The sequence below is a fragment of the Nitrospira sp. CR1.1 genome (assembly GCA_014055465.1).
Lineage (GTDB): Bacteria > Nitrospirota > Nitrospiria > Nitrospirales > Nitrospiraceae > Nitrospira_A.
Genome location: WIAF01000001.1, coordinates 170,492 through 183,369 on the forward strand (window position 1 = coordinate 170,492; position 12,878 = coordinate 183,369).

12 protein-coding genes are annotated in these 12,878 nt (G+C 60.8%); 8 read left to right on the top strand and 4 right to left on the bottom strand.

Annotated features, from left to right (window positions below):
* Nucleotides 1–133: 133 nt before the first annotated feature.
* Nucleotides 134–799: a transglycosylase SLT domain-containing protein gene (locus GDA65_00810; GenBank protein ID MBA5861238.1), complete on the top strand. Its 666-nt coding sequence runs from the start codon at nucleotides 134–136 to the stop codon at nucleotides 797–799.
* Here GDA65_00810 and nadB read toward each other — a convergent pair.
* Nucleotides 705–2,375, bottom strand: coding sequence for an L-aspartate oxidase (gene nadB / locus GDA65_00815; GenBank protein ID MBA5861239.1), 1,671 nt, complete (start codon nucleotides 2,373–2,375; stop codon nucleotides 705–707). The two genes, GDA65_00810 and nadB, sit on opposite strands and share 95 nt — an antisense overlap.
* Before the next feature lie 2 nt (nucleotides 2,376–2,377).
* Complete coding sequence (locus GDA65_00820; protein ID MBA5861240.1) at nucleotides 2,378–2,893, bottom strand: hypothetical protein; 516 nt, start codon at nucleotides 2,891–2,893, stop codon at nucleotides 2,378–2,380.
* Between the two features lie 175 nt (nucleotides 2,894–3,068).
* On the opposite strand from GDA65_00820, the gene GDA65_00825 reads away from it, so the two are divergent.
* The 4 genes from GDA65_00825 to GDA65_00840 all read left to right on the top strand — a co-directional run bounded on the left by GDA65_00825 (nucleotide 3,069) and on the right by GDA65_00840 (nucleotide 6,135).
* Nucleotides 3,069–3,164 carry an AURKAIP1/COX24 domain-containing protein gene (locus tag GDA65_00825; GenBank protein ID MBA5861241.1) on the top strand — a complete coding sequence of 32 codons (96 nt, stop codon included), beginning with the start codon at nucleotides 3,069–3,071 and terminating at the stop codon, nucleotides 3,162–3,164.
* A 31-nt stretch (nucleotides 3,165–3,195) separates the two neighbouring features.
* The gene (locus GDA65_00830; protein ID MBA5861242.1) at nucleotides 3,196–3,414 is read left to right on the top strand and encodes a hypothetical protein; all 219 of its coding nucleotides are present in this window, start codon (nucleotides 3,196–3,198) and stop codon (nucleotides 3,412–3,414) included.
* Between the two features lie 100 nt (nucleotides 3,415–3,514).
* The gene (locus GDA65_00835) at nucleotides 3,515–5,245 is read left to right on the top strand and encodes an ATP-binding cassette domain-containing protein (GenBank protein MBA5861243.1); all 1,731 of its coding nucleotides are present in this window, start codon (nucleotides 3,515–3,517) and stop codon (nucleotides 5,243–5,245) included.
* 53 nt (nucleotides 5,246–5,298) lie between these two features.
* The gene (locus GDA65_00840; protein MBA5861244.1) at nucleotides 5,299–6,135 is read left to right on the top strand and encodes an acid phosphatase; all 837 of its coding nucleotides are present in this window, start codon (nucleotides 5,299–5,301) and stop codon (nucleotides 6,133–6,135) included.
* Here GDA65_00840 and GDA65_00845 read toward each other — a convergent pair.
* Nucleotides 6,125–8,845, bottom strand: a complete 2,721-nt coding sequence (locus GDA65_00845) for an HAD-IC family P-type ATPase (protein ID MBA5861245.1) — start codon at nucleotides 8,843–8,845, stop codon at nucleotides 6,125–6,127. The genes GDA65_00840 and GDA65_00845 overlap by 11 nt on opposite strands.
* A gap of 290 nt (nucleotides 8,846–9,135) precedes the next feature.
* Between GDA65_00845 and GDA65_00850 the strand changes: the two genes are divergently transcribed.
* A complete protein-coding gene (locus GDA65_00850; protein ID MBA5861246.1) occupies nucleotides 9,136–9,588 on the top strand; it encodes a hypothetical protein in 453 nt (150 codons plus the stop codon).
* Between the two features lie 18 nt (nucleotides 9,589–9,606).
* On the opposite strand, the gene GDA65_00855 is transcribed toward GDA65_00850, so the two are convergent.
* The gene (locus GDA65_00855) at nucleotides 9,607–10,224 is read right to left on the bottom strand and encodes a hypothetical protein (GenBank protein MBA5861247.1); all 618 of its coding nucleotides are present in this window, start codon (nucleotides 10,222–10,224) and stop codon (nucleotides 9,607–9,609) included.
* 342 nt (nucleotides 10,225–10,566) lie between these two features.
* On the opposite strand from GDA65_00855, the gene GDA65_00860 reads away from it, so the two are divergent.
* Nucleotides 10,567–11,556 carry a hypothetical protein gene (locus GDA65_00860; protein MBA5861248.1) on the top strand — a complete coding sequence of 330 codons (990 nt, stop codon included), beginning with the start codon at nucleotides 10,567–10,569 and terminating at the stop codon, nucleotides 11,554–11,556.
* Nucleotides 11,557–11,605: 49 nt separating this feature from the next.
* The gene (locus GDA65_00865) at nucleotides 11,606–11,974 is read left to right on the top strand and encodes a hypothetical protein (protein MBA5861249.1); all 369 of its coding nucleotides are present in this window, start codon (nucleotides 11,606–11,608) and stop codon (nucleotides 11,972–11,974) included.
* The last annotated feature ends 904 nt before the right edge of the window (nucleotides 11,975–12,878 follow it).

Consider the following 12,878-nt stretch of genomic DNA (forward strand, 5'->3'; position numbering starts at 1 on the left):
TATATTTATCCGTGCGTTGAGAAATCTTTCCGGCCACAGAACAGGACCCGCCGTTTTTGACAGGCAGGAGGTCAGCTGCTACGGTTGAATCAACGACAGTGAACGCCACACCGGCCCAGGCGTCTCAACCACGATGTCTCTTTACACCCGCATCACGCCGAGCCTCCTCCTGTCTGCAATCGTGCTGCTAACCGTTTCTCCGGGGCGGGCCGAGGTCTACCAATATATTGATGCCAACGGCACCATTTCCTTAACCAATGTGCCGAATGATCCGCGATATAAACGCGTGATGTCCGAACTGCCTCGCTCCCGCAGCATCATCTCCGACCGTGAATTGGATCCGGTGATCGCCCGACATTCCCGCGCCCATCGCCTGCATCCGGCGTTGATCAGAGCCGTGATCAAAACAGAGTCGGACTTCGATCCGCTGGCCGTTTCTCATGCGGGCGCCGTCGGGTTAATGCAACTGATGCCCCAGACAGCCATGCGCTTCGATGTGCGGGATTCGTACAATCCGGATGACAATATCGGCGGGGGCACGAAGTACTTACGGCAACTGCTGGACCGGTTTAACGGCAATCTGCCGCTGGCCCTGGCGGCCTACAATGCGGGAGAACATGCGGTGGAGCGCTACCGGGGGCTTCCTCCGATTCCGGAAACGCGGCAGTATGTCCTCAAAGTCCTCGGGCACTATCGCACGTTTCTCATGAACGCGCGGTCTTCTTCTTCCCGGGCCTACGGCTCGGCGGCGCCTCGGTCGCCAGGACGAGGTCTCGCTCCTTCGACGGCATCCCGATAATCTGCCCATCCCCCAACCGTAACTGGCTATGCTGCTTCCACCCTTGCCTCCTGGCTTCGGGAAAATCCGACCGATAGTGGGCACCGACGCTATTCTCCCGCCACAAGGCCGCATCCGTGATGCAGCGCGCCACCTGCACCATGTTCTTCACCTCCAAGGCGGCGCGCGAGGAAAAGGGTTTTCCAAGGAGACGCATCCAGCGGACCAGTTGCGCGGACGCACTGATCAATGACTCTCCCGAACGCACAAGCCCCACCTTTCCCCACATCAATCGACGCAGCGAACTGCGGAGTTTTTCCGGATCATCGAGGTCGGTCGGCCGGCCCTGCTCCAGGTCTTCAAGCGACGGCACCGGCTCGGAAAAGTGCCCCGCATGAGCCACCGCAGATTGGGCGGCCCGCATGCCGAAGACCAATCCTTCCAGCAATGAATTGCTGGCCAACCGATTGGCCCCATGCACTCCGCTGCAGGCGACCTCCCCCGCCGCATACAGGCCGGGCAGCGTCGTCGCGCCATGCACATCCGTCCACACACCGCCCATCATGTAATGAGCGCTGGGGGAGACAGGAATCCACTCTTCCGTCATATCGATGTCATACCGCAGGCAGGTCGCATAGATCGTGGGAAACCGGCGCTTCACAAAGGCCGCGCCCAGGTGCGTGACATCCAGATAGACATGCCGCGCGCGCGTGGCGGCCATTTCCGACCAGATCGCCCGCGAGACCACATCCCGTGGAGCCAATGCGCCGTCTGGATGATACCGGTGCATGAATAACTCGCCCTTGATGTTCCGGAGCTGCCCGCCTTCCCCGCGAATGGCCTCCGACAGCAAAAAGGGAGGACTCGACGGCAGGTATAGCGACGTGGGATGGAATTGCACGAACTCCATATCCATCAGCATCGCCCCGGCCCGCAACGCCATCGCCATGCCGTCCCCCGTCGCATTCCCCGGATTCGTGGTGCGCGCGTAGACCTGGCCCGCTCCGCCTGTGGAGAGGACCACCGCGCTGGCCGGCAGCACGGTGCGTTCGCCCGACATCTCGTTCAAGACAATGGCGCCGCAGCAACGCCCGTCGACTACCGCCAGGTCGACCGTAAATCTCCGATCCAGCCGCTGAATGCGCGGCTGCCTGGCCGCATAGGCCATGAGGGCGCGCACCATTTCGTTGCCGGTGGCATCGCCGCGCGCGCGGAGGATGCGGCTCCGGCTGTGCGCGGCTTCGCGGGTAAACGCAAACCGCTTGCCGATCTTGTCGAACTTCGCTCCCCACGCGATCAGTTCCTGAATGCGATCCGGTCCTTCTTCGACCAGCACCCGCACCGCTTCACGACGACAGAGTCCGTGACCGGCCTTTAACGTATCCGTGAGATGGCTTCCAACATCGTCTTCCTCGCTGAGCGCGACTGCCACTCCGCCCTGGGCATACATGGAATTGCTTTCCAGGGGATGCCCCTTGGTCAGCATCAACACGCGCCCTGCGCGGCTCAGTTCAATGGCCGCGCGTAGACCGGCGACGCCGCTCCCGACGACGAGAAAGTCTGTTTCAATGTTGGGAGAAGCACTGCGGGCTGACATGGCTAAGGTTTGGCTTGTCCGCGAGCGGGATCTTCGCCAAGGCTGGCCCGCCTGCCCATGCCGAATGGCAGATCGCCCTGAGCCTCTCGAAGCAAAATCGATTGCGTCCCGACCCAGGCTAACCGCCCGTGACCTCGCTGGCGCGTGCCCACTTCGCCGGGCTCCCGTTTCCACTGGCCCTGCCAATGAATAAACACATCGATGTTGTCGCCTTCGATCACAATGCGTTCGATTGAAAACTCCAAGTGAATATCCCGGAAGGTATCGAAATCGCTGTGGATATCCCGTTGCACCTGATCCAGGCCTCCAGACGGTAGCAGTAACGCCTCCAAAGCGCTCCGGTCCCGCTCCACGTAGGATTTCCTCAGTGCCTCAACGGCCTGATCGATCCGAAGCAGACGGTCGTGATCGTCTTTATATTGGATGGTTTTTCCCGCACAGCCCACGCTGAGAATCAGCATGAACCCCAGGAGCAGTCGGACAAGACAGGCAGAACGGGATACGTAAAAATTGAACATGGCGCAGTATAGGAACCTTGGCGGAAAGAGGTCAAGCAATGACCCTGTCCGCACCCACCCTGGCTTCGCTGAGGCCCGCGAATGAACCGGCAGCAAACATTTCGTCAGAATCTTGACTTGCTTTTTGAACCGAAACCCACTAGACTCCCGCGCCTAGCAGTTGGAGATTGAACGTATGGCGAGTGTCCTCAAGAAACGCCGGAAGAAGATGCGCAAGCACAAGTATAAGAAGTTGCGCCGGCGTCAGAAATTCTTGCGTCGCAAGAGCTGAGCCCATCACGACATAATGGACGGAGGGATCCGTGCCCGAAGGAAAAAAAGTTCGCATCCGCGTTCGAACGGTGAACTGTGTCTACGTCGGGGATTTCCTCATCCCGCCCATGCGGAATCGTGTGTCCGATGCGATTAACGAAGAGCAGCGGCTGTTTATCAGCCTGACTGACGTGTTGATCAATGATAAGGATCGATCGGACTTCGTGGCGATCAACAAGAACCTGATCGAGTCGATCGCTCAGCTCTAGCGCTCTCACCTCATTGCAAAGGTCATGTCGTCTTCGTACCGCCGCGATCACCGGTGATACGCTACGCGCCTGCCTCCCTGAAACAATTGTCGTAACACCGATGTTCTCGTTCAAGCGCTTCTATCCCTTCCTCAAGCCTTACGTCCCCCGAATGATTGCGGCCGCCATCATGGTCATGGCCGTTGCCGCCGTGAACCTGGCTCTGCTGCGCCTGGGAGGTACGCTCTGGGACGTCATTACCGTGCAGCACGATGCCGACCGAATGGCACAGATGATCCTGCTGCTTCTTGGCCTCGTCCTGCTCCAAGGGCTTTGTTCCATGGGGCACAGTTACCTGACGGCCTGGGTGTCGCAACGGGTCATGGCGGACTTCCGGACCCATCTCTTCGCGCATCTCCAAACCCTGTCCGTGAATTTCTTCTCCAAGCGCCGGACCGGCGAGTTGATGTCGCGGCTGATGAACGACGTGACCGTGATCCAGAACGTCGTCACCGATACCCCTATCGACGCAGCCAAGCAGGTCGTCACCTTCATCGGCGGCGCGGGCTTCTTGTTTGCGATGAACTGGCAGCTCTGCCTCCTCATCCTGGTTCTGCTCCCCTTGTTGGTCGTCGTCGCCAAGCTGTTCGGCCGGCGCTTGCGGGCACTCTCGACCACCATTCAAGATCAAACCGCCTCCGTCAGCACGCTAGTGGAGGAAGTGATTGCCGGCATCCGTGTCGTGAAATCCTTCGTGCAGACCAAGCGGGAAGAACAGCGATTCGTGACGCAAGTACACACCGCCATGGAACTGTCCTTGCGCCGTGCCACCATCATGGCGTGGTTCGTGCCGACGATTACGTTCGTCACTTTCGCCGCCGCCGCCATGGTGCTGTGGTATGGAGGCAGGCAGGTCATCGACGGGACCGTGTCTCCCGGCGACCTGTTCGCTTTCGTCCTGTTTGCCGGCATTCTGATCGGACCATTCGGATCGGCCGCACGCGTCTTCGCCCAAATCAAGGAAGCACAAGGCGCCATGCAGCGTGTCTTTGAAATTCTCGACACCCATGCCGAAATCGCCGACGCACCCAACGCGATCGACCTGCCTCCGGTCCGTGGACATGTGCGCGCGGAACACCTCAGCTTCGCCTATGACGCCCGGCAGCCCGTGCTCTCGGACGTGTCATTCGAAGCCAAGCCCGGCGAACTCATTGCGATCGTCGGACCGACCGGCTCGGGAAAAACCACGATCATGAATCTGTTGCACCGTTTTTACGATCCGACCTCGGGGCGGCTGACAGTAGACGGCCATGACGTCAAAGACGTCCGGCTCGATAGCCTGTACCGGCAGATCGCGCTGGTGCCTCAGGATACAATTTTATTCGGCGGTCCGATCCGCGATAACATTCGCTATGGCCGCGAAGACGCCACGGAAGAAGAGATTCTCGCCGCGAGCAAGGCGGCGCATGCCCACGAATTCATCGCGGGATTTCCGGACGGCTATCAGACCATCGTCGGAGAAAAAGGCATCAATCTTTCCGGCGGCCAACGGCAACGCGTCGCCATTGCGCGAGCGATTCTCAAGAACCCCCGGATTCTGTTGCTTGATGAAGCCACCTCGGCGCTGGATACTGAATCGGAGCGGCTGGTGCAGGAAGCCCTGGAAGAACTCATGGTGAACCGGACAACCTTTGTCGTCGCCCATCGGCTGAGCACCATTCAACGCGCCGACCGCATCCTGGTGCTGAATAAAGGCAAAATCGTGGAATCCGGCACCCATGCGGCGCTGCTGGCGCAGCAGGGGCTGTATCACTACCTCTATACCTTGCGTCTCAGCGAACTCCCGGTGTAATCGATCAGGAGGCCCTGATGAACAGGCCTGTCATCGCACTCGCCTTCGCCGCACTGTTCCTCTCTTGGACCGCGCCTGGTTCAGCTCAGCCCCCATTGCCCAAACCCGACCATCTGGTGATCGTGATCGAAGAGAATCATGCCTTCGGTCAAATCATCGATTCACCGGCAGCCCCATACTTGAATACGCTGGCGCGTACAGGCGCCCTGCTGACCAATTCTTATGCCGTGACCCATCCGAGCCAACCGAACTATATCGCTCTCTTCGCGGGAACCATCGACGGAGTCAGCAAAAACACCTGCCCGACCTCGCTGACGGTTCCCAATCTATCCAGCACACTGGCTCAGGCCGGACAGACATTCGTCGGTTATGCGGAAGACCTGCCCGCTGTCGGATCCATCGAGTGCATCGCGGGCGCCTATGCGCGCAAACACAATCCCTGGGTCAACTGGCAATCCTCTCCCATCAACACGGTCCCCGCCGCCAACAACCGTCCGCTAACCGATTTCCCGACAGACTTCAGCACACTGCCGACCGTCAGCATCGTGGTGCCCAATCAACAGAACGATATGCACGACGGCACCGATCCCGACCGGATTCAACGCGCAGACCAGTGGCTCCGGGCCCGCCTCGAGCGTTACGTGGAATGGGCACAGACACACAATAGTCTGCTCGTCATCACCTGGGACGAGGACAACGGGAAATCGGACAACCACATCCCGACGATTCTGGTGGGGCCGATGGTGCGACCGGGCCGCTACGGAGAGCTGACGAATCACTACGGACTGCTGCGGACGATCACGGACCTGTATGGAGCACAACCAGTAGGCCTCAGCCGGCAGGCGTCTCCTCTCACCACGATTTGGGCAGCGCCGACACTTACACCGTAGACCCGCGCGGCGGCCCGCTTCGCACCCGGCTCCAGGCTTTCCACAGTTCCATCACCAGGAACGGCAACACCCCGAATCCCGCGACCAGCCACCATTCATCGAGCCGCAGTGGAACGACCCGAAAAATCTCCTGCCCCCAAGGACTCAACAGAATCCCTGCCTGCAACAGGGCCGAGATGAACACAGCGGCCACCAGCATCCGATTGGTGGCGACCCCGATCTGAAACAGCGAAAGCCGGTCATGACGACAGGTGAACGCGTGGAGGAACTGAACGAGCACCAGCGTCGTAAAGGTCATGGTGCGGGCAAACGTCACCTCGTCGTTCATGATCGACAGGGCAATACCGAACATCGCCAGCGTCGCCGCGGCCATCACCGCGCCTTGAACGCAGACCGTCAGAAACCGTTGGCGATCCAGGAGCGGCGCCTGCGGGTCACGCGGCGGGCGTGTCATCACATCGGGATCCTTTGGATCGACGGCAAGGGCCAACGCAGGAAACCCGTCGGTGACCAGGTTGATCCAGAGAATATGGATCGGAAGCAGCGGCAACGGCCAGCCTAACACCGTACTCCCCAGCATCACCAGCACTTCACTCAGATTGCACGACAGCAGATAGTGCACCGACTTGCGGATGTTCTCGTAGATGCTCCGGCCCTCTTCGACGGCCGCGGCGATGGAGGCAAAGTTGTCGTCGGTCACGACCATGTCCGACGCGTCTTTCGTCACATCCGTCCCCGTCATCCCCATGGCGATCCCGATATCCGCTTCCCGCACCGCCGGGGCATCATTCACGCCGTCGCCGGTCATCGCCACCACCGCCCCTTGCGCGCGCCAGGCCTTGACGATGCGAAGCTTATGCTCCGCCGACACCCGCGCGTAGACAGACACGTCGCGCACGCGCGCTGACAACTCCGCATCAGTCAACCCGTCCAGTTCCAGACCGGACAGGGCCTGCGTCGAGCCGCTCACAAAACCTGCCTCGCGCCCGATGGCCAGAGCCGTCTCCTTATGATCCCCGGTAATCATCACCGTCACGATTCCCGCAGACCGGCAACGCTCGACCGCCTGTTTGGCTTCAGGACGCAGGGGGTCCTTCATCGCCGCCAATCCCAAGAACACCAATTCCCGCTCAATCCCCTCCGACTCAAACGTCGCCGGCTCCGGGTCGAGCACACGCCGCGCCAACGCCACGACCCGGAGAGCCTGTTGGGCGAACTCCTGATTGATCGAGAGAATCGAGTGTCGCGTCGCATCTGTGAGAGGCGAGACCTCCCCCGCGCTCGTCATGTACGAGTCGCACCGCCCCAGCAGGATATCCGGCGCACCCTTCACATAGGCTACGGGACGCCCGCCCGATCGGCGGACCATGGTCATCATTTTGCGTTCGGAGTCGAACGGAATTTCTCCCACGAGAGGATGGGCAACTTCGAGGTCTTCCTTCCGCCACCCGGCCTTGCCGCCCGCAACCAGCAACGCGCCTTCCGTGGGATCGCCCACCACCGTCCAACCTCCCTCTGCCGCTCGAAGCGACGCGCCGTTGCACAATACCGCGCTCCACAAGAGATCTCGCAACCCTCCCGTGCGGAAATCGCCGCCGATGATCTCGCCCTCCGGCGCGTATCCGTCCCCGGTCACATCACACACAAGGCCGTCAACCGCCAAGCGTGTGACCGTCATTTCATTCTTGGTCAATGTGCCGGTCTTGTCCGTGCAGATCACCGTCGCCGCGCCCAAGGTTTCGACAGCCGGCAGCCGGCGGATCAACGCATGGCGGCGCACCATACGCATCACACCCAGGGCCAGCGTCGTCGTCACAATGGCCGGCAGCCCTTCCGGTATGGCCGCCACCGCCAGGCTCACGGCCGTTAAAAACATGTCGAACACCGGCTCGCCCCGCCACAGGCCTAGCCCGAACACCACGAGCACGATCCCCAGCGAAAGCCACAGCAACACATGCCCGAACTGCTCCAATCGCCGCTGGAGGGGTGTCGGCTCCACCGGCACCGCGGTCATCAGCGTCGCAATGCGTCCCAGCTGAGTTGCGCTGCCGGTGGCGACGATAAGGGCGCGCCCCTTGCCCCCGGTAACCGTCGTGCCCATGAACAGCATGTTCCGTTGATCGGCCAAGGGCACATCGTCGTCGTCCAAGGCCAGGCTGGTTTTTTCGACTGGCGTGGACTCTCCGGTCAGAGCGGCTTCCTGCGTGCGGAAGGCGGCGGCCTGAATGAGTCGCGCATCCGCCGGCACATGATCTCCTGCCTCCACATCAATGATGTCGCCGGGGACCAGCTCTGTTGAAGACAGGGTGCGCCTTGTGCCGGCTCGAATCACTCGGGCATAGGTCACCGACATGGTCTTGAGCGCCGCCAACGACTGCTCTGCCCGGTATTCCTGCACAAATCCGAGCAGCCCGTTCAGCAGCACAATGGCGAGGATGGCGCCGGCATCGACCCATTCGCCGAGCAGGCCCGAGACGAGGGCGGCGCCGATCAGCACCCAGATGATGAGGCTGCTAAATTGGGCCCCCAGCATACGCCAGGGCGAAGGCGAGGCGGCTTCAGGCAATTCATTGCGACCATGGACGGATAACCGGCGCGTGGCGTCGTCTTCGGCCAGCCCTTGCGCCGGGACGACGCCGAACTCGCGGCCGATCTCCTCCGTGGACCGGGCATACCACCGGGCCTGACTGTGTTGTCGCGCTTCGACCATGCCTTCCGATCTCTTTCGGCTTCCCTGCCGGGACGACTCCTTAGGGACAGGCCCCTTTACGAGCGACCATCCTAAGTACTTCAACTTGCGGAGAAAACGCCCGTTTTTCCTTTGGCCCGCCGATCGGCAGGGGGAAATTTCTTCTGTTCCACACCCCCGGGACTCAACCCCGGCGCAAACCAGCCGATACAGTATCCACGAAGGACGGAGAGCGGCCCTGAAGCGGGCATCATTCCTGTGGTAGGAACGGCCGTCGCTTGAAGCTGTGGATTGCGTAGGATTGGTGATCTATGACACGTTCCTCCTGGTCGTCTTCGAATCCGCTTCCGGAGAACCTTCGTCTCAGCCTGAAGGACCTTCGTCACGGCCTCCTCGGCCTGCACAAATCCCTGATTGTCTCCGAACAGCTCACGTATGAACGCATTTACGGGCGCATCTCCTCAGCCGGTCAACTTTTGCAGCTCGTCATGAACGACCCCTGGTTCGCCTGGCTGCACCCCTTGTCGCATCTCGTTGTCCGCATCGATGTCGTGCTGGAAGATCAGGAGGATACGACGATCGAAGCCGCGCAGGATCTGCTGGTGGAAGCTCGCCACATGCTGCGCCCTTCCGAAGAGGGCGACGGGTTCGAACGCAGCTACTACGAAGCCTTGCAACGCACCCCAGACGTCGTGCTGGCCCATGCCAGCGTTAAAAAATTGCTCAGCACTGCCGCCACTGCAGCCTCCGCGGCTGCAGCCTAATCGCCTGGACCATCTCGATCAAAAGAGCGGATGGTGCGGGGAAGAGGAGAAGGGCGCCGAACGCGGCGCGTCGCCTCGATTTCCCAGAAATCTCCACCCCTGCTTGTCCCGCACGAGATAATGCACCTCCTGAAACCAACTATCCAGCGTGACGCGCGCGCCTGATTGCACGTCAACGCCATACAAGCCACCGGTGCAAGTCAACTCCACGCGCAGCCCCTCTCCGGCGCCCACGATTTTCATCTCAGAAAAGAGGTGCGTCGAGGATAATGTCCGGTAGTGCTCGAACACCTCGCTCCAGATGCGCTCGACATCCCCCATGTGCAGGCCGTGATAATTGTAACCCGGCGCATAAAACTGCATCAGCGCGGGGAGTTCCTGTTTCTCCAACGCGCGTTCCGCGCGATCGAAGGCCGCCAACACCTCCTTCACCATGGGATCGGCTCGAACCGCCTTGGCACCGGTGACGGTCCCGCTGTCGCGCCTCACGGTCATCTCAGGGAGCACGTGCACCGCCGCCCGAGCCGGAACCGTTGCTAGCGCCAGCAGCGCCGCGCTGAAGCACCACAGAACCTGCCACAACCATCCACAAACACCTCGCCGCTTCCTGCGATCCTGTCTGTCTCGTTCGCGCATCGTCACTCCTCTCTTCACAGAATCGGCGGCGATGTCCCGGGATAGGGCTACATCCTTAACAAGCATTATGCAAAGCCGGTACCGCCAACGGTTGATGACGGGCTGGAGACATTGCCCATAGTCCCCCGCTGGGTCCTGCCAGGCTGCCGTTAAAGGCGACAGACCTCCCTGCATGCTGTGGCACGACGCCACAGGATCAGACCGCCTTCACGACAGGCTCCCCAACCATTCTCTGTCATACAGGCTGGTTTCGTACTTTTGCTTTGGCCGGCGAGGAGTGAACGTTAGACTACAGTGACGGCGCTATCGTCAGCCTACAGCTACCGAAGATACGGAGCGGGAATGCCATCGTCGACGAAACTGCGACTCGCCAGTGTACTCGGCTACATTCTCGTGACGTCCGGGATCGTTCTTGCTGAGGACAGCCCGCGCCAGGCGACCATCGCCCTCATCGACAAGACCTGGGCCGTGAGTCTCGATATTCCGGGGTACCGCGTTCAGGCAGATGGCGTCAAACCGGACAGCCGGCGCTACTTCCTCGCCACCAATGACACCACCGCCAGGCGTCTCTCCATCACGCTGGAAGCGGTCTCTGGGCAGGCCACGGAGCAGGGCTGTCTCATTCATTTGGCCCGTATCGCACAAGCCGTTGCCGCGCCACCCAGCGCAGGCCCGACACGAACTGAGATCGATCACCTCCCCGTACTCGAATATCTGCTGCAGGAGACCGGCAGCCGCGCGACGAATCGACTCCACCTCTTTGCCTGTACGAGCAAAGACAACGTGTACATGGACATCCACCTCTCGCAACGCGACGCCAGCACCGGAGACGACGCGCCACTGCGCAAGATGTTGGAGACCCTCACCATCGTGGCCGCGGCCAAGGCCGATAGCCTGGCTCACTTTCAAGCAGGGAGCGCGCCGTATCTGCAAGGAAAATTCACGCGAGCAATCCCGCATTATGAACAAGCCGTCGCCCTCGAACGGATCAACCCCGTCCTGGACAAACCCCTCTGGCGTCTTCTCATCCATAACCTGGCCGTCGCCTATCGCCGGACCGGCGACCTGGCGCGCGCTAAAACGGCAATCGAGTATGGCCTTTCGCAGGACCCGGCAAATCCGTTTTTTCATTACGATCTCGCCCGCGCCTATGCCGGAATGAATGAGCGGGACCGGGCCATGCAATCTCTTCACGACGCCTTCCTCCACTTTCGCCTGAGCAACGAGCGTGAACCCATGCCGGACCCCAGACAGGACGTGTCCTTCAGGCGCTTCATGCTGGATCCTGCATTTAGAACGTTAACGGAATCCCTCATGCAACCCGCCATCTAAGGAACGCCTCGAACCGAGCAGAACCAGCCGATCATGGAAGGACAGAGTGATGGCAAAACGTAAGAACACGCGAGTCGCGATGAATCGACCGATCGATGTGCAAGGCCCCCGCGGGAGCAGCCAGGGCGTGGTGCGGGATTTTTCTCCCGGAGGATGCAAGATTCAACAGACTGCCGCCAAGGTGCACTGCGGAATGCGATTGACGCTGCGGATCTCGCTTCCCGATCGCATCGAACCCATCGAAATCAAGCCCGCCGTCGTCACCTGGACGAGCACGGATGCGTTCGGCGTGGAATTCCTGGCGCTCTCGGCAGAGACGCGGAGCCGGGTGAAACTGGTGTATGACCTTCTCCTGGACGCTCAGTCGACGGCGGAAACGGAACGGGTCATCTCCCTTCCCGGCGTCTCCTGGAAATGACCGGTCGTGAGATGAGGTGACTAAACACATCCTCGCGGGTACGTCAGGCATCATCGGAGCAACAACCAAAGGCCGAGTCTCTCCCCGTAGACCCTCGCCAGGCTGTCCGGTTCAATGAGCCAGTACCGCATCTCCACGCGATCGCCGATCCCCATCAACCCTACATTCATCATCAACATGCCCTAGCAGGCTGCGGAAAAACTCGTTTTTTTGCACGCTACGCCGCGATCAGCTCACGTGGCGTGTTGGTATCAGGATAGTACGCAGGATGCGTAAAAAGGCCATCCAGCAAGGCCGCAGCGAGTGAAGCGGCGAATCGTACTCGTGTCGTACGTTGAGCCGCTGAACGAGGCGAGAACGCCGCTGGTGGACTTGTTCCGCATCCTGCTAGAGGGCGATCAGCGCATGAGTGGAGTCGATTGCTCCGGGCAGCGGCCCCCCCGGCATCTGCCAGATCGGTAAACAAGAAGGCCGCCATATTGACCGCATTGCTGTCGAAAAGATTGCCCACTGCAAGATCGAAGGCCCCGAGCCGCACGGCGGCCAGAGACGTGCCCAACTCAGGCAACGTCGTCACCACCGCCACGAGCATATGCTCGAACGCCGCCTGCGCCCAGACGCGTGTGTCGCGATGGACAAGGTGATGAGGCCAAGAGTGAGCATGTTGGCAAGCACCGCGCCGAAGGGATCTCCAGCGGACAGGTCCGGCGCATCGAGCAAACAGGCGCTGACGGTCGTGAACACCTCGGGGCAACGACGTCGCAGCCGCCATCAACACGGCGCCGACCCACAATCACCCGAGTCCTGTCGACGACGCTATCTGATCGCCGCAGCGCTTCGAGCACCACACTACGGCAAGTGCCAGCCTGCGGCGTTATGAACACGGGCGGGGCAGATGGAGGCG